This is a genomic window from Rhizobium leguminosarum bv. trifolii WSM2297, from assembly GCF_000271845.1.
This window is the reverse complement of sequence record NZ_JH719392.1, coordinates 552,432-575,385: the sequence shown is the minus strand read 5'-3', so window position 1 is coordinate 575,385 and position 22,954 is coordinate 552,432. Positions and strand designations below refer to the sequence as shown.

The window sequence follows — 22,954 nt, the reverse complement described above, 5'->3', positions numbered from 1 at the left end:
TCTCCGGACTATCAATGTTTCGTCAGGGGTAGATAGCGCGGTCGGGCAATATTCAATTGCGCGAGGTATTTTCTCCGAAGCCGCAACCCTGATTGGTAGCCGCACCCGAGACCGGGTGCGGCCAGCCCTTGATCATTCGGCAGCGGCAACGGCGGCGCGGCGGCCGATCGTCGCCTGGGTCAGCACGAAGGCTGCGAAGGCGCAGAGTGCGATGCCGGCGGCCATCGGAACGGCAGTGCCGTCGAAGAACAGGCTCGAGATTACCATGGCGACGGCGGCAATGACGAAATGCAGCGTGCCCATCAGCGACGAGGCGGTGCCGGCGATGGCGCCATGATCCTCAAGGGCGAGCACCGCGCTCGTCGGAATGACGAGGCCGAGGAAGCCGTAGCCGATGAAGAGGAAACTCGCCATGACGGGCAGCTGGTTGAAGCCTGCAGCCATCGTGACCGCCATGACCACCATGGCAAGCGCGAAGGCGCTGACGGCAATCCGCATGACCCGCACCAGGCCGAAACGCTCGCCGAGCCAGCCGGTCGCCTGCGACACCGCAAAGAAGGACACGGCGTTGATCGAGAAGGCGAAGCTGTATTCGGTCGGGGTCAGCCCGTAATGCTGGATCAACACGAAGGGCGAGTTGGCGAGATAGACGAGGAAGCTCGAAATCCCCAGGCCACCGATGAAGGTCAGCGTCAGAAAATTGCGGTCGGAAAGCAGCAGCCGGTAGGCCGCCATGGCGCTCTTGAGGCCGCTGCCGCTGCGCTCCTTGGCCGGACGGGTTTCCTCAAGCTGGGTGGCGAGCAGGACAAGGCCGATGGAGGCCGCGATCGTCACCGCCCAGAACACCCCGCGCCAGCCGTAGAATTCGATGACGGCGCTGCCGGTCAGCGGTGCCAGGATCGGCGAGATCGAAAAGACCAGCATCAGCAGCGACATCAGCCGCGCCGCCTGCACGCCGGTATGCATGTCGCGGACGATGGCGCGCGGAATAACCATTCCGGCAGCACCGCCGATGCCCTGGACGAAACGGAAGGCGATCAGCGTTTCGATATTGGTCGCAAGCGCGCAGCCGATCGAGGCGACGGCGAAAATGCCGATGCCGAGGTAAAGCGGCAGCTTGCGGCCCCACATATCCGACAGCGGACCGTAGACGAGCTGAGCGAGCGCAAAGGAGATGAAGAAAGCGAGAAGTGTCAGCTGGGTGACATTGTTATCGGCATGCAGGTCCTGGCCGATGGAGGGCAGAGCGGGCAGATACATGTCGATGGCGAAAGGCCCGATGGCAGAGAGAAGGCCGAGAATGAGGGCCATGCGAAAGAAGGAAGCCGTCATAGGGGTGATCTTTCATAAAAGCGCAGCGGAGGCGCCGGATCGTCGCTCCGTCGCATTCTCTTAAGGGTTCAATGATGATCGTTCGCGCGAAGACGAAGTTGGGAGCTCATATCTCCAGCGCGGAAACCAAGCGTGTCAATAATTTTGGACACTGATGTAAAACTAGACGCCATTGTCTAATACGTCAAAACGCCTTATCCTCGTCTTCATGAAAGATCGCATGACACCGGCAGGCACGGCTGGGCATACGCAGCGCGGACAATGCGCCAAGCGCATGTCGATCCTCGATGCCGCCGCCGACGTGTTCTGCCGCCAGGGTTTTGCCGGCGCCAGCATCGACGAGATCGCCGCCGTTGCCTGCGTCTCCCGCCAGACAATCTACAATCACTACCGCGAAAAAGAGACGCTGTTCGTCGCCGTCGTCGAGGACGTCATGAACCGCGCCAATGCCATGCTCTTCTCCGTGCTGTCGAGTTTCCCTGAGAAGGCCGACAATCTGGAGGACGGGCTGACGGAATTTGCCGTGCGCCTCAACAAGAATTGCATCTGCAATCACGACGGAAAATTCCTGCGCAAGCTGGTGCAGACCGAGGGTGAACGCTATCCGCACCTGTTCGAAAGCTGGCGCCAGCAGGGTCCGGGCAAGCTGACCACTGCCCTTTCAGCACTTCTCGCGCGGCTTGCGCATAAGGGCGCGCTCGTCATCGACGATTTCGACGTCGCCGCAAGGCAGTTCGTGGCGCTCGCCAATGCCGATCTGCAGATGATGACGCTTTTCGGCGAAACCCCCACCGATGAAGAGCTTGATAAGGCGGCGCGTAACGCCGTCCGTACTTTTCTCAAGGCCTATGGCAGGCCTGGGGCGGATATTGCCGGCCGTCCGCCGGAGCTTGCAGCCATCGCCGGCTGATCAGGCAAAGACCGTCATCTGCGAAGGCACGACAGCGAACATGCCGACGCGGCGTGCTGCGAGATAATTTACCAGTTGCTGTACGACAGAGGGCATGACCGGCTTCTGCACGACCCCGACTGCGCCCTCGACGCCCTCGGCGACAACCTCCGGATTGCCGGTCATGAAGACCACCGCAACGCCGTGCTCTTGCGCCAGCCGCCGGCCGATCTCGGGCCCAGTCGGGCCGTCGGCGAGATTGACGTCGACGAAGGCGATATCGGCCAGCGGTGCCAGCCGCAGCGCCTGTTCGCGATCGCTCGCAAGGCCTGCCACCTGCATGCCCATGCCTTCCACCGTCGCCCCGAGATCGAGCGCGATCAGGAATTCATCTTCGACGATTAATACTCTCTGTCTCATGAGATCATCTCGTTGCCAGCGCCGCACGACATTGGTGGCCATGATACGTCCCCTTGTTACGCCATAATCCGAAAGAGGGATCCGCTTCGGCAGCTGTCCTGCTCGAAACTCATTGTCGTAACGGGTAACTAAACGATATGTTCCGCGGTGGAACGCGATTTGTCAGAATTAAGATATTGTTAACGTTGACGAATTCCTAACAAGGAGGCCGCAAAGAAAAACTGGCGGCGGATTGTTCTAAATCTCAAGGGCACTGGTGGATGAGGGCGCGATGGCGCGATATGATTATTTCCTTGGCTTGAGGATCGAGGATCGGGATTGAGAAAAAGACTCATAGTACTGGCCATCGTGGTCGTCAGTCTTTTCGCCTATACGAAATTGATGGCCAGGATCGGCTCGGGCTCACTGCCCCCGGATGCGCCGCAGGAGCAACAAGCCGATCTCATTCGAGTTTATAAATCCGAACGGCGCATGGTCCTTCTCAAAGGAGATGTTCCAATCTCGACCTACCGGATTTCGCTGGGACAGGCTGCCGATGCCGGGCCAAAGCACCAGGAAGGCGACGAAAAAACACCGGAAGGGCGGTATGAAATCGACTGGCGCAATCCCAAGTCGATGGCGCATCTCAGCCTGCATATTTCCTATCCGAACCCGGACGATCGGCGGAACGCGCAATCCCATGGCTTTCCGCCCGGCTGGGGCCTGTTCGGCAATACCCATCGCCTATGGGATTGGACGGATGGCTGTATTGCCGTCACCAACGCCGAGATGCGCGATATCTGGGCCCGCGTTCCCGATCATACGCCCATCGACATCATGCCCTGACGGGAGTCATCCCTTGGCCTTCCTGACGAGAACCGGCTCGTTGCGGTAATCGGCCGGAAATAGCGACTTCAGGTTCTCGATTTTCGGCAGATCGTTGTAGACGATATAGGGATAGGTTGGATTGAGCGTTAGAAAATCCTGATGATAGGCTTCGGCGGGATAGAAGCCGGCGGCATCAGACACCTTGGTGACGATCGGTTTGGCAAAGACATGTGCCTTGTCGAGCTGGTCGATATAATGCTCAGCCACCTTTCGCTGCTCGGGACCGGCGACGAACAGCGCCGAACGGTATTGCGTTCCCTGATCCGGACCCTGGAAATTCAGCTGCGTCGGGTTATGCGCCACTGAGAAGAAGATCTGCAGCAATTTCCCGTAGCTCACTTGTTTCGGATCGAACTTCACCTCGACGGATTCGGCATGACCTGTCGAACCGGTGCTGACGGTTTCGTACTGCGCCGAAGCCGCCTCGCCGCCGGCATAACCGGAGACGGCGCTCTTGACGCCCTTCACGTGTTGGAAGACGCCCTGGACGCCCCAGAAGCAACCGCCGGCGAAAATGGCGGTCTCGGTCCCCGCCCCGGCGGCCTCGTCGACGGCGGGCGGCGGGATGGTGACGGCATCTTCAGCCGCGCCTGCGGCACCCGCAGCGATTGAAAAGACTGCGGCAGCCAGGAGCGCGACAAGGCTCCGGCGACGAGATGATGTGGACATGGCGCTACCTCCTGCGATCGTCCAAATACTTGCCTATTCCTGCAAAAGCCGCAAATCACAAGGCGATCACTCACGCCGATGTGACAGCCGCACGAAAGTGCCTGTGCGAAGATGAAACAGCGCCCGAGTGGAGATTGACAATCTCTCGTGGAGTGAGGAGAGTGCCCGCCGGTCAGAGCCTGCATCGCCTGTATCCTTGGGGGGAACCAATGTCCGTGCGCTCGTTCTTTGCTTTCGTGACAATCGCATTTTTTTCCACGATCGCCGTCAGTTTTCCCGCCGCGGCTGCGGAAACCAAGCGCGACATCCAGACGATCAAGGACGCCGATTTCTTCGGTTTCGATCTTCGCACCGAGCAGAACGTCTCGCTCGATCAGTGCAAGACCTCCTGCATCGGCGACAAGAGCTGCAAGGCCTTTACCTACAATCCCAAGGTGAAGTGGTGTTTCCTGAAATCGGACTTCAAGACGATGAACGCCTTCCCCGGCGCCATCGCCGGCAAGATCGTCGAAACCGCCGGCCAGAAGGAGCCGGATCTCGGCGCCGCGCCGCGCCTGACCTTCCTGACCAACGACCTCATTCAGCAGGCCCACGATTACAAGGACAATCTGGAGCTTGCCGACGGCCAGCAGGGCCAGGGCGTCGACAGCCTGACGGCCAACGCCCGTCTCGACATGACCGCCAACAATATGAACGATGCGTTGATTGCCTTCCACGGCGCGCTGTCGCTCACACCCGACGATCCCGATCTCTGGCTTGAAACCGCTCGTGCTGCAATTTCGTACGGCAGCACCGAGAGCAGCGTCACGGGCCAGGCGGTGGTCGACGCGCTGAACGGCTACGAGCTGACCCGCACCAAGGCCAAGCGCGCCGAGGCGCTCTCCGTGCTGGCCACTGCTCTGGAACGAAACGCCAATTACCGCCCGGCGCTCGACGCCTACAAGGCTAGCCTGGCGCTCGTTGCCTCCGACGATGTGCAGGCGGCCTACCTGCAGCTGAAAGCGACGCAGGGCTTCCGCATCACCGAACACACGGTCGATGCCGACAGCGCCACGCCGCGGGCCTGCGTCACCTTCTCCGAGGCGCTCATCAAAACAACCGACTACACGCCCTTCGTGACGCTGAACGGTGCAGCACCCAAGGCGCTGGAAACCAAAGACAAGCAGATCTGCGTCGAGGGGCTGACGCATGGCGAGACCTATAAGATCGCCTTCCGCACCGGCCTGCCGTCAGCCGTCGACGAGGCGCTCGAAGCCCCCGTCAGCATCGACGTCTATATCAAGGACCGCAGCCAGATGGTGCGTTTCACCGGCGACAGCTTCGTGCTGCCCTCGACGGCGCGCCGCGGCATCCCGATCGTCTCGGTCAACATGGCGTCGGCCAACCTCAAACTCTACCGCATCGGCGATCGCGCCATTGCGCCGCTCTTGACCAATTCGCAGTTCCTGACCCAGCTCGACGGCTACAGCGCCCAGAACATTCAGGACCAGAACGGCGAACTCGTCTGGCAGGGCTCGATCGACATCGCCAACGAGCTCAATAAGGACATCGTCACCAGCTTCCCGGTCGATGAGGCGCTGCCCGAGCGCAAGCCCGGCATCTACGTGATGACGGCGACCGGCCCGAACGGCCCGACGCAGGAGTGGGATTCGCAGGCGACGCAATGGTTCCTCGTCTCCGATATCGGCGTCACCACCTATGCTGGCACCGACGGGCTCAATGTCTTCACCCGTTCGCTCGCCTCGGCCAAACCGATAGCAGGCGTCGAGCTGCAGCTGCTTGCCAAGAACAATGAAGTGCTCGGCACTGCGACCACTGACGCGGACGGCCGCGCCACCTTCACCGCCGGCCTGATCCGTGGCACGGCGGCGCTGACGCCCGCCGTCATCACCGCTAAAAACGGCGCCTCGGACTATGTCTTCCTCGACATGACGCGCGCCGGTTTCGACCTCTCCGACCGCGGCGTCACCGGCCGCGCCGCACCCGGCGCGATCGACGTCCTGACCTTCACCGAACGCGGCATCTACCGCGCCGGCGAAACGGTGCATACGCAGGCGCTCGCCCGCGACACCGACGGCAACGCCATCGAGAACCTGCCGCTCACCTTCATCTTCAGCCGCCCGGATGGCGTCGAAGACCGGCGGATCGTCAGTGAGACCAGCAATCTCGGCGGTTACAGCGTCGATTTCGCCACCCAGGAAAACGCCATGCGCGGCACCTGGACGATGAACATCTATACCGATCCCAAGGGCAGTGCGATCGCCAGCAAGAGCTTCCTCGTCGACGATTTCGTACCCGATCGCACCGACATGGAGATCAAGACCGAGGCCAAGGAAATCGGTCCGGATACGCCGGCAACGATCACCATATCCGGCAAGTATCTTTATGGCGCGCCGGCCGCCGGCCTGACGCTCGAAGGCGATGTCGTCGTCAAGCCGACGCGCGAGAGCGCGGCTTACAAGGGCTTTCTCTTCGGGCTCGCCGACGAGGAGGCGAGCGAGGATTCGCGCCTGCCGATCGACGGGCTGCCCGAACTCGACGAGAACGGCGAAGCCTCGACCGACCTCACCGTCGGCGACCTGCCGGCGACGACACAGCTGCTCAACGCCACCGTCTATGTGAGAATGCAGGAGGCGGGCGGGCGCGCCATCGAGCGCTCGCTGGTGCTTCCGGTGAAGAGCGATCGCGCTTCGATCGGCATCAAGCCGGAATTTTCCGACGAGCTGCCCGAAAACTCCATCGCCAACTTCACGGTGATCGGTGTCGACGCCAACGGACAGAAGCAGGAGAGCAAGGGCCTGCGCTGGAAATTCTACAGCCTCAACCGCGAGTACCAATGGTATCGCGAGGGAACCGCGTGGAAATATGAGCCGGTCTATACCGCCGAGCAGGTTGCCAACGGCAGCGTCGATGCGACGATGGATGGCGGCAAGATCTCCGTGCCGGTGAAATGGGGCCGCTATCGCCTCGAAGTGGAAAGCTCGGATGCCGACGGCCCGACCTCGAGCGTCGAATTCGACGCCGGCTGGTTCGTCACCTCGACCTCCACCGAAACACCCGACGGGCTGGAAATCGCCCTCGACAAGGACAGCTACAAGATTGGCGACACGGCCAAGCTGAAAGTCACCTCGCGCTACGGCGGCGAATTGATGGTGACGGCCGGGACAGAAAAGCTGGTCGCCGTTCAGAATGCGACGATGGGCGAGACCGGCGGCGAGGTCGACATCCCCGTCACCGCGGACTGGGGCGCCGGCGCCTATGTCACCGCCACCCTCTTCCGCCCCGGCGATGCCCAGGACAGCCATATGCCAATGCGCTCGATCGGCATCAAGTGGCTGAAGGTCGATCCCGAACAGCGCGCATTGCAGGTCAAGCTCGACACGCCGGAAAAGATGCTGCCGCGCGGACCGCTTGATATTAACCTGCAGGTGGCGGGCGCCGGCGCCAATGAAGATGCATATGTCACGGTTGCCGCCGTCGACGTCGGCATTCTCAACCTGACGCGCTACGAACCGCCGAACCCCGAGGACTGGTATTTCGGCCAGCGCCAGCTCGGCCTTGAAATCCGCGACCTCTATGGCCGGCTGATCGACGGCTCGCTGGGTGCGACCGGCAAGCTCCGCACCGGCGGCGACGGCGGCGCGGTGGCGCTGCAGGCAAGCCCGCCGACGCAGAAGCTCGTCGCTTACTTCTCCGGCCCGGTGAAGCTCGACGCCGAGGGCAAGGCGCATGTTTCCTTCGACATTCCGCAATTCAACGGCACGGCCCGCGTCATGGCGGTGGCATGGTCGAAATCAGGTGTCGGCCACGGCGTCAAGGATGTCATCATCCGCGATCCCGTCGTGGTCACCGCCAGCCTGCCGAAATTCATGGCCCCCGGCGACAAGGCCAATCTGCGCCTCGACATCGCCAACACCGATGCGCCGGCCGGCGACTACAAGCTGCAGCTGACCGGCAACGACGCCGTCGGCATTGAAGCAGCCTCCGCCGCGCAGACGATCCGCCTCGAAGCAGGCGCCAAATCCGAACTGACGCTGTCGCTGATCGGCAAGCAGCCGGGCGCCGGCAGCGTCTCGATCAATCTCTCCGACGCCTCCGGCCTGTCGCTCGACCAGACCGTCGACGTGCCGGTGCGCCCGTCATCCCTGCCGATCACCGAACGCAGGGTGCTGGCCCTGAAGCCCGGGGCCAAGCTCACCGTCGACAAGAATCTGCTTGCCGACAGCGTGCTGCCCGGCGCTTCGATCAGCGTCAACGTCACCCGTTCGGCCGCTTTCGACATTCCGGCACTGCTGATGACGCTCGACCGCTATCCCTTCGGCTGCGCCGAGCAGACCACCAGCCGGGCGCTGCCGCTGCTCTACCTCGCCGAAGTGGCGAAGCAGGCCGGCATCGAAAATGACGACGACGTGCACAAGCGTGTGCAGGATGCGATCTACCGCGTGCTCTCCTACCAGGCCTCGGCCGGCAGCTTCGGTCTCTGGGGACCGGATTCGGGCGACGTCTGGCTCGATTCCTACGTCACCGATTTCCTGACGCGGGCCCGCGAAATGAAATACGACGTGCCGGAAAGGGCCTTCGTGCAGGCGCTCGAAAACCTGCAGAACACGCTCTCCTACACCACCGACATCAAGGGCCAGGGCGACCAGATCGCCTATGCCGTCTATGTGCTTGCCCGCAACAAGAAGGCGGCGATCAGTGATCTGCGTTATTATGCCGATACGATGATCAACGACTTCCCGACGCCGCTCGCCAAGGCGCATATCGCCGCCGCATTGGCGCTCTACGGCGATGCCCAGCGTTCGAAGAACATCTTCCTCGACGCGCTGCAGATGTCGCAGCAATCGATGGTGTCGCGGGTGAACCTGTCGCGCACCGATTACGGCACGATCCTGCGCGATGGTGCTGCGATCCTGGCGCTTGCCGCCGAAAGCCGGCCGGTACCGCCGGTCATTCCGGAGCTCTCCAAGGCCGTCGCCAAGGAATGGGGACGCAGCAAATACAAGAGCACCCAGGAAGAAACCTGGATGCTGCTTGCCGCGCGCGCCATCCAGGGCGGCGATGACGACCTGAAAATCGATGTCAACGGCGCCGCCCATACCGGCGCCTATATGGCCCGCATGACCGGCGATGCCCTCGCCGACCATCCGCTGACACTGACCAACCAGACGAGTGACGAGGTCTCGGCCATTGTCACCACCGTTGCCGCCCCGGCCGTGCCGCTGCCGGCCGGCGGCGACGGTTTCCTCATCGAGCGCAGCTATTACACGCTCGACGGCGAAGAGGCGAATGTCAGCGAAGCCAAGCAGAACGAGCGTTACGTCGTCGTCATCCATGTGCGCGAAACCAACGACTGGCCGTCGCGCATCGTCATCACCGACCTTCTGCCGGCCGGTTTCGAGATCGACAATCCGAACCTGGTCGACAGCGCCCAGATGACGAATTTCGACTGGATCGGCGAAATATCAGCGGCCCATACCGAATTCCGCTACGACCGCTTCGTCGCCGCCTTCAACCGCGCTCAGGGCGACGAACGCGAATTCAACGTCGCCTATGTCGTGCGCGCCGTCACCCCAGGCACCTACGACCATCCGGCCGCAACCGTCGAGGACATGTACCGGCCGGAGCTTTCGGCCCGCACGGCGACCGGCAAGATGGAGGTCGTGACAGCGCAATAATGAGGCTGTGGCACAAGTTTGCGATTGGGTCCGCCGCCGGCATCGTTCTTGCCGGCGCGGCCCTCTTTGCGCTCGACGCCGCCGACAAGGCCTTTCCGCCGCCGCTTGAAAAAGCGGACCTCGTCTCCGCCGAGGTACTCGATGCCGACGGCCAATTGCTGCGCGCCTTTGCGACATCGGAAGGACGCTGGCGACTGAAGACGACGGTCGCCGACGTCGATCCGCAATTCCTGCGCATGCTTGTTGCCTATGAGGACCAGCGTTTCTACGATCACAGCGGTGTCGACGCCTGGGCGCTCGGGCGGGCAGCCACGCAATTCATCAGGAACGGCCGCATCGTCTCCGGCGCCTCGACGCTGTCGATGCAGGTGGCGCGGCTTATCGAGCCCCGCGCCGGGCGCTCGCTTTCGGCAAAACTGCTGCAGCTCGCACGCGCCGTGCAGATCGAGCGGCGGTTGTCGAAAGAGGAGATCCTCGATCTCTATCTCACCCATGCGCCCTATGGCGGCAATCTCGAAGGCGTGCGCGCCGCAAGCCTTGCCTATTTCGGCAAGGAGCCGCGGCGCCTGACGGTCGCCGAAGCCGCCCTGCTCGTCGCCCTGCCGCAATTGCCGGAACGGCGACGGCCGGACCGCAATCTGAAGGCGGCGCAAGAGGCACGTAAACGCGTGCTCGAGCGTGTCGCCGTGGCTGAGGCCGTCGGCGACGGCGAGGCGGAGCGGGCCGAGGCTGTCGCGATCCCGCCGCGGCGCCTGCAGTTGCCGGCGCTCGCCGCCCATGTCGCCGAAGCGGCTCTGCGTGAGGAACCGACTGTCCTCAAGCACCAGACTACCTTGAAGAAGCAGGTGCAGCAGGGGCTGGAATCGGTGGCGCGGGCGGCGGCGATGAAACTTGGGCCGAAGCTTTCGCTCGCCATGGTGATGGCGGATGCGCAAACCGGCGCGATCGTCGGCGAGGTCGGCTCGGCCGATTACTTCGACGCCAGCCGCTCCGGCTGGATCGACATGACGCGCGTCAACCGCTCGCCGGGCTCGACGCTGAAGCCCTTCATCTACGGGCTCGCCTTCGAGCAGGGCCTCGTCTCCCAGGAGACGATCATCGAAGACCGGCCGGCCGATTTCTTCGGCTACCGGCCGCGCAATTTCGATATGAGCTATCAGGGCGACGTCACTGTGCGCGAGGCCTTGCAACTCTCCTTGAACGTGCCGGCCGTCAAGCTGCTCGACGCCGTCGGTCCGTCGCGGCTGCTGGTGCGCTTCCGCCGCGCCGAGGTGCGGCCGGTGCTGCCGCCGAACGAGACGCCGGGACTGGCGATCGGTCTTGGCGGCATCGGCATCACGCTCAAGGATCTGGTGCAGCTCTATACGGCGCTTGCCAATCGCGGCCAGCCGGCAAGGCTCGGCGACGGCATTACCGGTCAACCGGGCAAGCTCGACGGCGAAGCCCTGCTGGAGCCGGTGGCGGTCTGGAACGTCGCCGATATTCTCTCCGGCGTCATTCCCCCCGCCGGCGCGCCGCAGCGCGGCATCGCCTACAAGACCGGCACGAGCTACGGCTATCGCGACGCCTGGTCGGTCGGCTATGACGGGCGATACGTGCTCGGCGTCTGGGTCGGACGGCCCGATAACAGCGCCGTGCCGGGTTTGACCGGCTACGGCACCGCCGCACCGATCCTGTTCGAGGGTTTCGCCAAATCCGGCATCGCCACCACCCCCCTGCCCCGCCCGCCCGCCGGGGCCGTGCGCATCGCCCAATCCGAGCTGCCGATCAGCCAGCGGCGTTTTGCGCTGAATGCCAGCGGCCTGCTCGTCGCCTCCGGCCGCGAGGCCGCGCCACAGATCGTCTATCCGCCCGAAGGCGCCCATATCGATCTCGGCGCCGGAGCAGGCGACCTGTCGCCACTGATGCTGAAGCTGCAGGGCGGCCGCGCCCCCTTCCGCTGGCTTGCCAACGGCAAGCCGCTGCCCGACCTCTCCCGCCGCCGCACCCAGCAATGGCTGCCGGACGGCGGCGGCTACTCGAAACTGACGGTCATCGATTCAGCCGGACGCGCCGCAAGCGTGGGCGTTTTCATCGACTGAGGGAACCAAAACCCGGCCACAACCGTTGGAATGGGTCTCCCTCCAACGTCAGACGGCCTCATGACACTTCCGACAGCGACCTACCGGATCCAATTCCGCAACGGCATGACGTTCGATCGTGCCTGCGGCCTCATTCCCTATCTCAAGACGCTTGGCATCAGCCACCTCTACGCCTCGCCGATCTTCACCGCCGTCAGCGGCTCGACCCACGGCTATGACGTCACCGACGCCAACGAAATCGACCCGGCGCTCGGCGGCCGGGCGGGGTTCGAGCGGCTGACGGAAAGCCTCGCCGCAGCGGGCATGGGCCTCATCCTCGACATCGTTCCGAACCATATGGCCGCCTCGCCGGAAAACGGCTGGTGGCGCGACGTGCTGGCAATCGGCCGGCAAAGCGCCTATGCCGGCCACTTCGACATCGACTGGAGCGAGCCGCTGACCCTGCCGCAGCTCGGCCAGGATTTTGAAGCGGCGCTCGACGCCGGGGAGCTGCGGGTCGTGCTCGACGAAACGCATGGCAATTTCGCGCTTGGTTATTTCGAAACGCTGCTGCCCCTGAACCCCAGCAGTTACGGCGCGATCGCAAACCGGCTCGACGATCCGGTGGCGACGAGAATGGCGGAGGCTGCAGCCATAAGCTCCGGCGAGGACTTCGCCCGCGCCATGCGCGACATTCTCTTCGAAGGCGGCGATCGGGCACTCCTCCGGCAAAAGCTCGAAGATGTCTCGTCCGACCGCGATTTCGTCAAAAGCCTGCACGAGGCACAGCATTGGCGGCTGACCCATTGGAAAGAAGCGGCACGGCATCTGAGCTATCGCCGTTTTTTCGAGGTGACCGGGCTGGTCGGCACCCGCGTCGAAGATCCCCCGGTGTTCGAGGACATGCACCGGCTGACGATCGAGCTGGTGCGCCATGGCAAGGTGCAGGGCCTGCGCATCGACCATGTCGACGGGCTGGCCGAACCCAAGGCTTATCTCGACAGGCTGAGGGAGGCGGTCGGGCCGGACACCTATATGGTCGTCGAAAAGATCCTAGGGCCCGCCGAGGTGCTGCCGGAGAACTGGCCGGTCTCGGGCACGACCGGATATGAGTTCATTGCGGCGCTGAGCGAACTGTTCATCGACGGCGGCGGCCTGCGCAGATTGGACGATGCCTATCGCAGCCTCGCAGGCGAGACCGGCAATCTGGAGGAAGGCCGGCGGCTTGCCAAGCGGCTGATGGTCGAGCGCAATTTCGCCGGCGAGGCCGGCAGGCTGGCAGCAATCGCGGCCGGCATCTTTCCCGATATAAACAAAGACGAGATCGCCGCCGCCATCAGCGAACTGCTGATCGCCTTTCCGGTCTACCGCACGTATGGCGACGGCGGTCCGCTCGCCTGGCAGGATTCAGCCGTGCTTGCCGCCACCGCATCGCAAGTCATGGCGCAGCTTGATGATCGGCGCGCGCTCGACCATGTGCTGAAGCTTCTCGAAGGCAAGGTCGACGGTGATGCTGCCCATGAGTTCCGGATCCGCTTCCAGCAATTGAGCGGGCCCGTGATGGCGAAGGCGACGGAAGATACGCTGTTCTACCGTTACAACCGGCTGCTTGCTGCAAACGAAGTCGGCGGCGAACCCGGCAAGGGGCCTGATGGCCCGGAGGGATTTCATCGCCGCATGGCCGAGCGGGCGCGGCTGCAGCCGCATGGGCTGTCGGCAAGCGCCACCCACGATACCAAACGCGGCGAAGATGCGCGCGCCAGGCTGTATGCTTTAACCGAGGGCGCCGATGTTTTCGTGCAGGCGGTGGCGCGCTGGCGTGAGATGAACCGGCCATGGCTGAAAGATCTGCCGGACGGCCCGGCACCGGAGCCGAATGTCGAATGGATGCTCTATCAGGCGCTGGCCGGCGCCTGGCCGGAGGATTTCGACCGCGGGCAGACGCAAGAACTTCGCGAGCGCTTCACCGATTACGCGGTCAAGGCGGTGCGCGAGGCAAAACTCCACACCGGTTGGGTCGATCAGGATGCCGCCTACGAGCAAGCGGTCACGGCCTATGCGGCGGCGCTGATTTCACCCGAGAATGACGCCTTCCTCGAGGATTTCGAAAGGCAGCTGCAGCCTTTCATCGCAGCGGGCTACCTCAACAGCCTGTCGCAGACGCTGCTCAAGCTGACCGCGCCCGGCATTCCCGACATCTACCAGGGCTCCGAGGGTTTCGATTTCAGCCTCGTCGATCCCGACAACCGCCGGCCCGCCGATCATGAACGGCTAGCGGCCTGGCTCGGTCAAACCGGCCCCATTGCCAAGCTTCAGGCGGCCGCGTTAAAGCAGCGCATCGTCGCAATCGGCTTGCAGTTGCGTCAGCGGCAACCGGACCTCTTTGCCAAGGGCGACTATCTGCCGCTGAAGGTGACGGGCAGCCGGCGCGAGCACGTGTTGGCGTTTGCCCGGGTGCACAAGGATAATTTCTCGATTGTCGCCGCACCCCGGCTGATGTTCGGCTGGCTCGACCCCGGCGTGCTCTTTGCCGGCCCGGAATTCTGGGAGGATACGGCGATCGCCGTCCCCTCCCCTCTCCATGGGCTGAAGGCGGATCTGGTGACCGGAAAGACGATCGAACCCGGCGGCAGCATTACGATCGCGGCTCTGCTCGGCAGCCAGCCGGTCGGGTTGATCAGCCCGATCTGAGGGTCAGCCGAGACAGCGATGGTCTTCGAAAAATTGGCCTGGTCAAAATTAGCGCTTGACCTTCCAGTTGCTGGAAGGTGGATAAGCCTCTCCAACTGCCCCTAGGGCATCGGAGATAGTTATGAATATCAAACACGATCACGACCACGCCCATGGCGACGATGCCAGCTGTTGCAGCCATGGCCGGGAAAAGACTGCCACCGTCATAATCCGTGATCCGGTCTGCGGCATGACCGTTGATCCGCAGGCCGGCAAGCCTTCGCTCGACCATCAGGGCCGCATGTATCATTTCTGCTCGGAAGGCTGCCGGACGAAGTTTGCGGTTCAGCCGCAGGATTACCTGACGGCAAAGGATCCCGTTTGCGGCATGGACGTCGATCGCTCGACGGCAAAACATTTCCTGAAAGTCGAAGGCGAGAAATTCTATTTCTGCTCCGCAAGCTGCCAGGCGAAGTTCGAAGCCGATCCCTCGGCCTATCGCGACGGCAAGCGCCCCCCGGCAAAGCCGGCGCCGAAGGGCACGCTCTATACCTGCCCGATGCACCCTGAGGTGGTCAGCGACCGCCCCGGCGACTGCCCGAAATGCGGCATGGCGCTCGAGCCGATGGGCATTCCTCCAGCCGACGAAGGTCCGAATCCGGAGCTCGTCGATTTCACCAGACGGCTTTGGGTAAGCGCCATCCTTGCGGTGCCGCTGCTGGCACTCAGCATGGGACCGATGCTTGGCCTGCCGCTCCGGGAGGCGATCGGTGAGCCGCTGGCCACCTACATCGAACTGCTGCTGGCGAGCCCGGTGGTCCTTTGGGCGGCCCTGCCCTTCTTCCGCCGCGCCTGGTCTTCCCTCGTCAACCGAAGCCCGAACATGTGGACGCTGATCGGTCTCGGCGTCGGCACCGCCTATGTCTACAGCCTCGTCGCCACGCTTGCGCCGGACATTTTCCCTATGAGTTTTCGCGGCCATGGGGCGGCCGTGCCCGTCTATTTCGAGGCGGCGGCTGTCATCGTCGCCCTCGTCTTCGTCGGCCAGGTGCTGGAATTGAAGGCACGCGAGCGCACCGGTTCGGCGATCCGCGCTCTGCTCGACCTCGCGCCGAAGACGGCGCGGCGCATCGATGCCGACGGCAATGAGAGTGACGTCGAGGTGGAGGAGATCAAGACCGGCGACCGGCTGCGCGTGCGCCCGGGCGAACGGGTGCCGGTGGATGGCTCTGTGCTGGAGGGCCAGTCGACCGTCGATGAATCGATGATTACAGGCGAGCCTATGCCCGTCGAGAAGTCGAAAGGCGACGGACTGACCGGCGGCACGATCAACAAGAACGGCAGCCTCGTGATGTCAGCCGAGAAGGTCGGAGCCGACACCGTGCTGTCGCGCATCGTCGACATGGTCGCCAAGGCGCAACGCTCGCGGGCGCCGATCCAGGGCGCGGTCGACCGGGTGTCGGCGTTCTTCGTGCCGGCCGTCGTCGTCGCAGCCATCCTTGCCTTCATCGTCTGGGCCGTGATCGGGCCGGAGCCGAGCCTGGCCAATGCCCTGCTGGCCGCCGTCGCCGTCCTGATTATCGCCTGCCCCTGCGCGCTCGGTCTGGCGACGCCGATGTCGATCATGATCGCGACAGGACGCGGCGCCCACGAAGGCGTGCTGATCAAGGACGCCGAAGCGCTGGAGCGTTTCTCCAAGGTCGACACGCTGATCGTCGACAAGACCGGCACGCTGACCGAGGGAAAGCCGAAGCTTACCGACATCGTCGCCGTGGGCGGGGTCGAGGAAGACCGGCTGCTGTCGCTGGCGGCAAGCCTGGAGCGCGGTTCCGAACATCCGCTGGCCGAAGCGATCGTCTCCGGCGCCGAGGGGCGCGGCGTCACCTTCGTCGAGGTCACCGGCTTCGAGGCAAAGACCGGCAAGGGCGTTCAAGGCCTTGCCGACGGCACGGTGGTGGCGCTCGGCAATGCGGCGATGCTCGCCGAGCTCGGCGTCGATCCGGCAGCGCTTGCCGAAAAGACCGAAGCCCTGCGTGGCGACGGCAAGACGGTGATGTTCGTGGTCTTCGACGGCGCGCTTGCCGGCCTCGTCGCTGTTGCCGACCGGATCAAGCCGACGACATCAGCCGCTATCAAGGCGCTGCATGACAGCGGGCTGAAGATCATCATGGCGACGGGCGATAACAAGCGCACGGCGGATGCGGTGGCAAAGAGCCTCGGGATCGACGAGGTCCGCGCCGACATGCTCCCGGAAGCAAAGCAGGCGCTGATCGACGAACTGCGCGCCAAAGGCGCCGTTATTGCCATGGCCGGAGACGGCGTCAACGATGCGCCGGCGCTTGCGGCTGCCGATGTGGGCATCGCCATGGGCACCGGCGCCGACGTTGCGATGGAAAGCGCCGGCATCACCCTGGTGAAGGGCGATCTCACCGGCATCGTCAGGGCGCGGCGGCTGGCAGACGCAACGATGCGCAACATCCGCCAGAACCTCGGCTTCGCCTTCGGCTATAATGCGCTCGGCGTTCCGGTCGCCGCCGGCATCCTCTATCCCGTCTTCGGCTTGCTGCTGTCGCCGATGATCGCGGCGGCGGCGATGAGCCTCTCGTCGGTCTCGGTGATATCGAATGCGCTGAGACTGCGTTTTGCGAAACTATAGGAGACGGCGATGAATATCGGCGAAGCATCGGAGCGTTCCGGCCTGCCTTCCAAGACCATCCGCTATTACGAGGATATCGGCCTCATCCGCCCCGAAAGGGGCGGAAACGGCTACCGCGACTATGCCGCGACCGACGTTCACAAGCTGCGCTTCCTGCAGCGCTCGCGCGGTCTCGGCTTCTCCGTCGAGGAATGCCGGCAGTTGCTGGCGCTCTACGAGGACAAAAGCCGCGCAAGCGCCGACGTCAAGGATATTGCCGAGACCAAGCTTGCCGAGATCGACCGCAAAATTCGCGATCTCACTGAACTGCGCCGCACGCTGGAGCACCTCGTGCATGCCTGTCACGGCAATGACCGGCCGGACTGTCCGATCCTCGAAGGGCTTTCGCACAGTGGCTGAGCATTTCGGGAGAGCAGGCGGCGCGCTTCAGGAAAGCTGCGGCATGTTCTGGTTGGCTGCCAGCGAGCCGGAAACCCGCTCGTCGGCCTCCTCGTCTTCGCCGTCATCCAGCACGCCGTCATCCAGCCGATGCTTGATCGCCAGCGCGTAGATCACGTCGAGAATATTGCGGTCCTTGAGATGAGGATCGAGGAGAGCGAGAAGCGAGGCCCGAACGATCTTCTTGCTGGTGGCCTTCGGACAACGCGACTTGACGAAATCATAAAGCGCCTGATCTGTCAGCCCTTCCATGGCGCCGTCTACGAGAGCTTCGTAGACTCGCTTCTTTTCCTTCATTCTTGATTTTCCCCTTCAAATCAGCGGCGTTATGATCTGTCATGTAATTGTCATAAACAATCGCGGATTTGAGGCGTCCGTCCGCAGAAGAGGATATTTCGGGCTTTCCGGGGATGTACCTCGGCCGGCATGATTTTTTTATCCCTGCCTGGAATAAAACGCATCGGACTTCCGTATACTCAATCATGGAACGGAAAGAACGCCCCTTCGACGTCATCGGACAGCTTGCAGCGCTCAGGCGCTACGCTCGCTCGCTGGTGCGCAATTCGGACGAGGCAGAGGATCTGGTGCATGACGCGCTGGTGCGCGCGCTCGAAAAGAAAAAGAGCTTCCGCAGCGGCGGCAATCTGCGCACCTGGCTGCTCTCCATCCTGCACAATGCACATATCGACCGCCTGCGCCAAAACCGGTCGCTGACGCGCCGCCATGACGAGGCGGCTGTCGAGGCCGAGCAGTCTCTGCCGGCCGGCCAGGAACATGCCGTGCGGCTGCAGCAGGTGCGCGACGCCTTTTTCGACCTGCCGGAGGAACAGCGCGAGGCGCTGCATCTGGTTGCGATCGAAGACTTTTCCTACCAGGAAGCCGCCAATGCGCTCGGCATCCCTGTGGGGACGCTGATGTCGCGTATCTCGCGTGCCCGCGCGCAGCTGCGCGAATTCGAGGCGAAGACACCGCGCGTTTCGCATCTGAGACTGATCGGAGGGGATGGCAATGAAAGCAATTGATCCGATCCTCGATGCCGATCTCGACGCCTATGTCGATGGCGAGCTCGATGTGGCCCGCCGCATCCAGGTGGAATCCTATCTTTCCGACCACCCGGCGATTGCCGCCAAGGTGATGGCCGACCTCAGCGTCAAGGGTGAACTGCGCCTGGCGCTTGCCGGCGAAAGCGCCTTCGGCCGCCCCGAGACCCGCGATGCTGCCCGCCGGCTGGAACGGGGCCTTTCCTATGGCCACATCTTCCATTCCCTGCAGCGCATTGCCGCTGTCGGTATTCTGGTTACCGCCGGCTGGGTGGCGCATAATTCCTTCGGCGCTTTCTCGGCGACGGAAGTGTCGGCATCGGTGCCGGCGCCCGCCTATGTCGAGGATGCCGTGCGCGCCTATCAGACCGCCGTCCTGCGCCAATCAATGCCTGCGCAGACGCCGGCGACCTACAGCGCTGACGACATTCGCGCCGCCACCGCGATCGTGATGCCGGAACTGCCTGGGGATTGGAAGGTCGCCGACGTGCAGATCTTCCCGTCCGAATTCGGCCCCAGCGTCGAGATGGCGATCGAGCAGTCGGATGGAAAGCGGCTATCGCTTTTCGCCGTTCGCCCGGGCACCTTCGAGGTCAAGCCGGTCAGCCATCTCGCACTTGAGAAAGCAGAAGCCGCCTATTGGCAGATCGGCGAGGTCGCCTATGCGCTGATCGCCGCCGATAGCGGTCTCAATCTCGATCAGGCGGCCGAACGGCTCGCCCGCTCGCTCTATTAGTTCAAACCGAGGAGATCAGCATGAACCCGATCAATTCCCGCTACGGTGCCGTCGCCGGCTCCCAGGCCGTCTTCGACGAAGGCCTGCGCCAGCACATGCTGCGCGTCTACAATTACATGGCTCTCGGCCTCGTCATAACCGGCCTCGTCGCCTTCGTCGTCGGCTCGACGCCAGCCCTCTATGTCCCGATCTTCGGCTCGCCGTTGAAGTGGGTGGTGATGCTGGCGCCGCTCGCCTTTGTCTTCTTCTTCTCGTTCCGCATCCAGACGATGTCGGCCAGCACCGCGCAGATCACCTTCTGGGCCTTCTGCGCCGTGATGGGCCTGTCGCTCGCCTCCGTTTTCCTGGTCTTCACCGGGACGAGCATCGCGCGGACCTTCTTCATCACTGCAACGATGTTCGGCGCCACCAGCCTTTACGGCTATGTGACGAAGCGTGACCTCTCGCGCATGGGCTCGTTCCTGATGATGGGCCTCATCGGCGTTGTCATCGCCAGCATCGTCAACATCTTCCTCGGTTCGTCCGCGCTGCAGTTCGCCATCTCGGTGATCGGTATCGTCGTCTTCGTCGGCCTCACCGCCTACGACACGCAGAACATCAAGGAACAGTATTCGGAAAACTACGATCAGGAATCGAACCAGAAACTCGCCGTCTTCGGCGCACTCTCGCTCTACCTGAACTTCGTCAACATCTTCCAGCTTCTGCTCAACTTCACGGGCGAGCGGGAATAGGACCGCGCTTCCGGGGGCAATGGAAGCGCAAGAGCGCCCGGTCTGCCGATCCGTAACAGGGTGGCAGATCGGGTGTTCACTTAAAGGAGATGGCCGGGCTCGATGCCCGGCCGTCTTCGTTTCAGATGATGCCCCAGGCGCGATAGCGGCCGCGGCCGGTGATTTCACGAATGCCGATCTCGTTGACGAGGTTCAGCGCGCCGCGTGGGGTGATGCGCAGATGGCGGGCAATCATCGCCGCCGAGACCATCGGCCGCGACAGGATAAAATCGGCAAGGTCCGGCAGGCTGCTGTTCGACCGGCGGCCGCGAAAGCGCAGCTCCATCTGAGTGCGCGCCAGCGTCAACCGGTCGAGTTCCTTCAATCCGGCAGTAGCCCCAAGATGCATCGCCTCCAGAAAGGCCTGCAGCCGCGTTGCCCGGTCGCGTGACCGGCGACGCTCATGGCGCACCAGCTTCAGCCCGCCGTAGAAAGAAAAGAGATGCGAGGCGATCTTGCCGCGGGCACGCAGATGACTAGCGACCAGAAGACCGCCGAGCCAATGCTGACGCCGCAGCGGCTCGATCCTCTCCCACGCTTCGAAAAGGATGATCGCGCCGAGAACCGCCGGCAAGCTATCCGCCAATGGCAATAGCCCGCGCCACTCGGCCAGCCGCTGTTCCTCGTTCCATTCGTCATCGCCGAGCAGGCCCAGAGGATCCTCGTTTCGCCGTGCCGCCGCGACTGCGACCTGTTCGCCGGCCGGCGTCTTACCCGTGTGGATATCGAGGAGCTTCTGCGAGCGCGCGAGGATGGCGTCGATCTCCGCCATCTCGGAGGCGAGCGGCCCGTCTTGATCCTCGCCCTCGTCGTCGGTCTCGGCGGGCACCTCGGGAGGCTTCGGTTCCCGCGTATCCCCCTCCCCTTCCCCGAGCGTCGCCGTCAACGTTGCCAGTCCCGGCGCTCCAAGCGCCCAGGAGGGGTCGCCGGTCCAGATGCGCCGACGTGCCCGCAGCACGGCGTGGGCGATGGTCAGCTCGTGGCTCGGGGCGCGACTGTCCATATGCGCATCGTGCAACACTAGATCCTCGACATGCACGAGTTCGCCGGCCACCCACAGCGCGCCGGCGGAATCGAAGAAATGGCTGCGTTCGGCAAACCCCTCCCCGACCGGCGAACGCAACACTCGCTCGTCCAGCCGTGCCAGCGCATCCTCTGCCGCGGCAAAGGATGGAAGCAGAGTTTGAAGCATCGCACTGTCGAGTTCGTAGCGCATTGTTAAGCTTTACGGTTTTTCACAAATGGAAGCAAAACGCATGTTTTCTTCCGTCATCTATGACATGGTTAACGGCATATTTCAACAAAAGTGCTGGGAAAGGATGCGGTTAGGTGGCTGATTGCCAGGCCGCACCTTCTTCTAACCGCCGCAACTGGCGCGAAGCTTTTTTCGCCTCCGCTCATCCGGTTTTCCCCACCAACGGACCATTGGCCCGCATCAGCGCCATCAGCATCGGCCCGAGCGAGAATTCGCCCCGCTCCGCCCGCCGCGTCAGATCACGCAGGTAGCCGCCGGCCGAGTTGATATGTCCGCCTCGTTCCAGAATGCAGGCGATCACCGTGGCGGCGTTTTCCGGCCCCATGACGTCACAGGCCAGCTGATAGGCGCTCGGGCTGACACCCAGCGTCGAACGGACGATGACGGCCGCCGCCATCAGATCCCGCCAGCTGCCGATCTTGCCGCCTGGGCCGTAAGCTGCGACCTCCGGGCAGGCCTGTAGCACCATGGCGAGCGGGAAGGATTTTGGCGGCTCCCGCCACGGCCGCGGTTCTTCCTCCGACTTTACGCCCTGCTTCGTTTCGAAGCTTGGTTCAAGTTCAGATAAGGCGTGTGGGTTTGAATTATGTATGTGCCGACCGTTTTGGCTATCATTGGCGTCTGTTTTTTCTGTTTTCGTCTTCAATTCCAACGTTTTGACGATCATTTCACGGAAAGCTTCGAGGTCGGCCAGCAGATTTTCCATCTCGACAGCCGACGGGCGGCGCGGAAGGCTTGCTGAAAGCAGATTGAAATGCTTCTGCATCTCGATCCATTCGCCGGCAATTTCCTCTTCCAGCGCGATTTCGATGAGTTTGGAGATGTCACGACGGCACAATGTCAGCCGCTCCCGCAGGCGCTTCCATTCGAGCTTGCCGGCGAGCACTTGGGCCGCCTGCGCTTCTATCTCGCCGGCGCGCGCAACCAGTGGCGCCAGACTGAAACCAAAGGCCTCTCCAAGCCCGCCCTCGCCGTTGCGGCGGGCAAAACGTTTCCCGTTCGGGCTATCGCGCCGGATGATCAGGCCCGCCTCCACCAGCATCGCCAGGTTCCGCCGCAGCGTCGTGCCGGCCATGCCATGCGTGCGCAGCGAAAGCTGCTCGTTGGAGGGGAAGACGACGAAGCCGTTGGCCTCGGCAATCTCGGTCTTCGGATAGAAGGTCAACAACGCGTTGAGGACAGCCAGGGCACGATCGGATACGCCGACCATCTCCTTTGCTTCGCAGAGCGCGCGAAAGATCTTCCACTTGTCGACCGATGCGTCCGGATCGACCTTGCTGGCATTTTCCTGGCTTGCCAGCATGCCAAGCGTCATCGATCGCCGCCCAAAGGGCGTCGATACATATTGAGGCTCCATGTCCCTCACCTTTTTTCAAGGCAAAAGAAACCTACCACCCAAAAGGATGCCGAAGACGCTTGACAGTGATTCGAGGAAGTGCGATTCTCAGATTGTCCAGATATGAGAAAGGCTTCC

16 protein-coding genes are annotated in these 22,954 nt (G+C 63.1%); 10 read left to right on the top strand and 6 right to left on the bottom strand.

What is annotated here, in order from left to right:
* Window positions 1-132 precede the first annotated feature (132 nt).
* The gene (locus tag RLEG4DRAFT_RS02600; protein WP_003575211.1) at window positions 133-1,332 is read right to left on the bottom strand and encodes a multidrug effflux MFS transporter; all 1,200 of its coding nucleotides are present in this window, start codon (window positions 1,330-1,332) and stop codon (window positions 133-135) included.
* A 172-nt stretch (window positions 1,333-1,504) separates the two neighbouring features.
* Here RLEG4DRAFT_RS02600 and RLEG4DRAFT_RS02595 point away from each other — a divergent pair, with 172 nt between their 5' ends.
* A complete protein-coding gene (locus RLEG4DRAFT_RS02595; RefSeq protein WP_037093095.1) occupies window positions 1,505-2,242 on the top strand; it encodes a TetR/AcrR family transcriptional regulator in 738 nt (245 codons plus the stop codon).
* Here RLEG4DRAFT_RS02595 and RLEG4DRAFT_RS02590 read toward each other — a convergent pair whose 3' ends face one another.
* Complete coding sequence (locus RLEG4DRAFT_RS02590) at window positions 2,243-2,683, bottom strand: response regulator (protein ID WP_003575209.1); 441 nt, start codon at window positions 2,681-2,683, stop codon at window positions 2,243-2,245. It abuts the gene before it with no gap.
* A 276-nt stretch (window positions 2,684-2,959) separates the two neighbouring features.
* Between RLEG4DRAFT_RS02590 and RLEG4DRAFT_RS02585 the strand changes: the two genes are divergently transcribed.
* Window positions 2,960-3,466 carry a L,D-transpeptidase family protein gene (locus tag RLEG4DRAFT_RS02585; protein WP_003575207.1) on the top strand — a complete coding sequence of 169 codons (507 nt, stop codon included), beginning with the start codon at window positions 2,960-2,962 and terminating at the stop codon, window positions 3,464-3,466.
* 6 nt (window positions 3,467-3,472) lie between these two features.
* On the opposite strand, the gene msrA is transcribed toward RLEG4DRAFT_RS02585, so the two are convergent.
* Complete coding sequence (gene msrA, locus RLEG4DRAFT_RS02580) at window positions 3,473-4,177, bottom strand: peptide-methionine (S)-S-oxide reductase MsrA (protein WP_003575205.1); 705 nt, start codon at window positions 4,175-4,177, stop codon at window positions 3,473-3,475.
* A 209-nt stretch (window positions 4,178-4,386) separates the two neighbouring features.
* Here msrA and RLEG4DRAFT_RS02575 point away from each other — a divergent pair, with 209 nt between their 5' ends.
* The 5 genes from RLEG4DRAFT_RS02575 to cueR all read left to right on the top strand — a co-directional run bounded on the left by RLEG4DRAFT_RS02575 (window position 4,387) and on the right by cueR (window position 17,640).
* Window positions 4,387-9,855: an alpha-2-macroglobulin family protein gene (locus tag RLEG4DRAFT_RS02575; RefSeq protein ID WP_003575204.1), complete on the top strand. Its 5,469-nt coding sequence runs from the start codon at window positions 4,387-4,389 to the stop codon at window positions 9,853-9,855.
* Complete coding sequence (gene pbpC, locus RLEG4DRAFT_RS02570; RefSeq protein ID WP_003575202.1) at window positions 9,855-11,936, top strand: penicillin-binding protein 1C; 2,082 nt, start codon at window positions 9,855-9,857, stop codon at window positions 11,934-11,936. The genes RLEG4DRAFT_RS02575 and pbpC overlap by 1 nt, the downstream gene beginning before the upstream one ends.
* Window positions 11,937-11,996: 60 nt before the next feature.
* Window positions 11,997-14,606: a malto-oligosyltrehalose synthase gene (treY, locus tag RLEG4DRAFT_RS02565; protein ID WP_003575201.1), complete on the top strand. Its 2,610-nt coding sequence runs from the start codon at window positions 11,997-11,999 to the stop codon at window positions 14,604-14,606.
* 121 nt (window positions 14,607-14,727) lie between these two features.
* Window positions 14,728-17,241 carry a heavy metal translocating P-type ATPase gene (locus RLEG4DRAFT_RS02560; RefSeq protein WP_003575199.1) on the top strand — a complete coding sequence of 838 codons (2,514 nt, stop codon included), beginning with the start codon at window positions 14,728-14,730 and terminating at the stop codon, window positions 17,239-17,241.
* A gap of 9 nt (window positions 17,242-17,250) precedes the next feature.
* The gene (gene cueR / locus RLEG4DRAFT_RS02555) at window positions 17,251-17,640 is read left to right on the top strand and encodes a Cu(I)-responsive transcriptional regulator (RefSeq protein WP_003575197.1); all 390 of its coding nucleotides are present in this window, start codon (window positions 17,251-17,253) and stop codon (window positions 17,638-17,640) included.
* A gap of 27 nt (window positions 17,641-17,667) precedes the next feature.
* On the opposite strand, the gene RLEG4DRAFT_RS02550 is transcribed toward cueR, so the two are convergent.
* The gene (locus RLEG4DRAFT_RS02550) at window positions 17,668-17,976 is read right to left on the bottom strand and encodes a hypothetical protein (RefSeq protein ID WP_003575195.1); all 309 of its coding nucleotides are present in this window, start codon (window positions 17,974-17,976) and stop codon (window positions 17,668-17,670) included.
* Window positions 17,977-18,161: 185 nt separating this feature from the next.
* On the opposite strand from RLEG4DRAFT_RS02550, the gene RLEG4DRAFT_RS02545 reads away from it, so the two are divergent.
* The 3 genes from RLEG4DRAFT_RS02545 to RLEG4DRAFT_RS02535 are packed head-to-tail and all read left to right on the top strand — an operon-like array spanning window position 18,162 to window position 20,186.
* Window positions 18,162-18,701, top strand: coding sequence for a sigma-70 family RNA polymerase sigma factor (locus RLEG4DRAFT_RS02545; RefSeq protein ID WP_003575194.1), 540 nt, complete (start codon window positions 18,162-18,164; stop codon window positions 18,699-18,701).
* On the top strand, window positions 18,688-19,455 hold the full coding sequence (locus RLEG4DRAFT_RS02540; protein WP_003575192.1) for an anti-sigma factor family protein: 768 nt from the start codon (window positions 18,688-18,690) through the stop codon (window positions 19,453-19,455). Before RLEG4DRAFT_RS02545 ends, RLEG4DRAFT_RS02540 begins: the two co-directional genes overlap by 14 nt.
* A 20-nt stretch (window positions 19,456-19,475) precedes the next feature.
* A complete protein-coding gene (locus RLEG4DRAFT_RS02535; protein WP_003575190.1) occupies window positions 19,476-20,186 on the top strand; it encodes a Bax inhibitor-1/YccA family protein in 711 nt (236 codons plus the stop codon).
* Window positions 20,187-20,307: 121 nt separating this feature from the next.
* On the opposite strand, the gene RLEG4DRAFT_RS02530 is transcribed toward RLEG4DRAFT_RS02535, so the two are convergent.
* The gene (locus tag RLEG4DRAFT_RS02530) at window positions 20,308-21,441 is read right to left on the bottom strand and encodes an RHE_PE00001 family protein (RefSeq protein ID WP_003575188.1); all 1,134 of its coding nucleotides are present in this window, start codon (window positions 21,439-21,441) and stop codon (window positions 20,308-20,310) included.
* Window positions 21,442-21,622: 181 nt separating this feature from the next.
* Window positions 21,623-22,837 carry a plasmid replication protein RepC gene (repC, locus tag RLEG4DRAFT_RS02525; RefSeq protein ID WP_003575186.1) on the bottom strand — a complete coding sequence of 405 codons (1,215 nt, stop codon included), beginning with the start codon at window positions 22,835-22,837 and terminating at the stop codon, window positions 21,623-21,625.
* Window positions 22,838-22,954 lie beyond the last annotated feature (117 nt).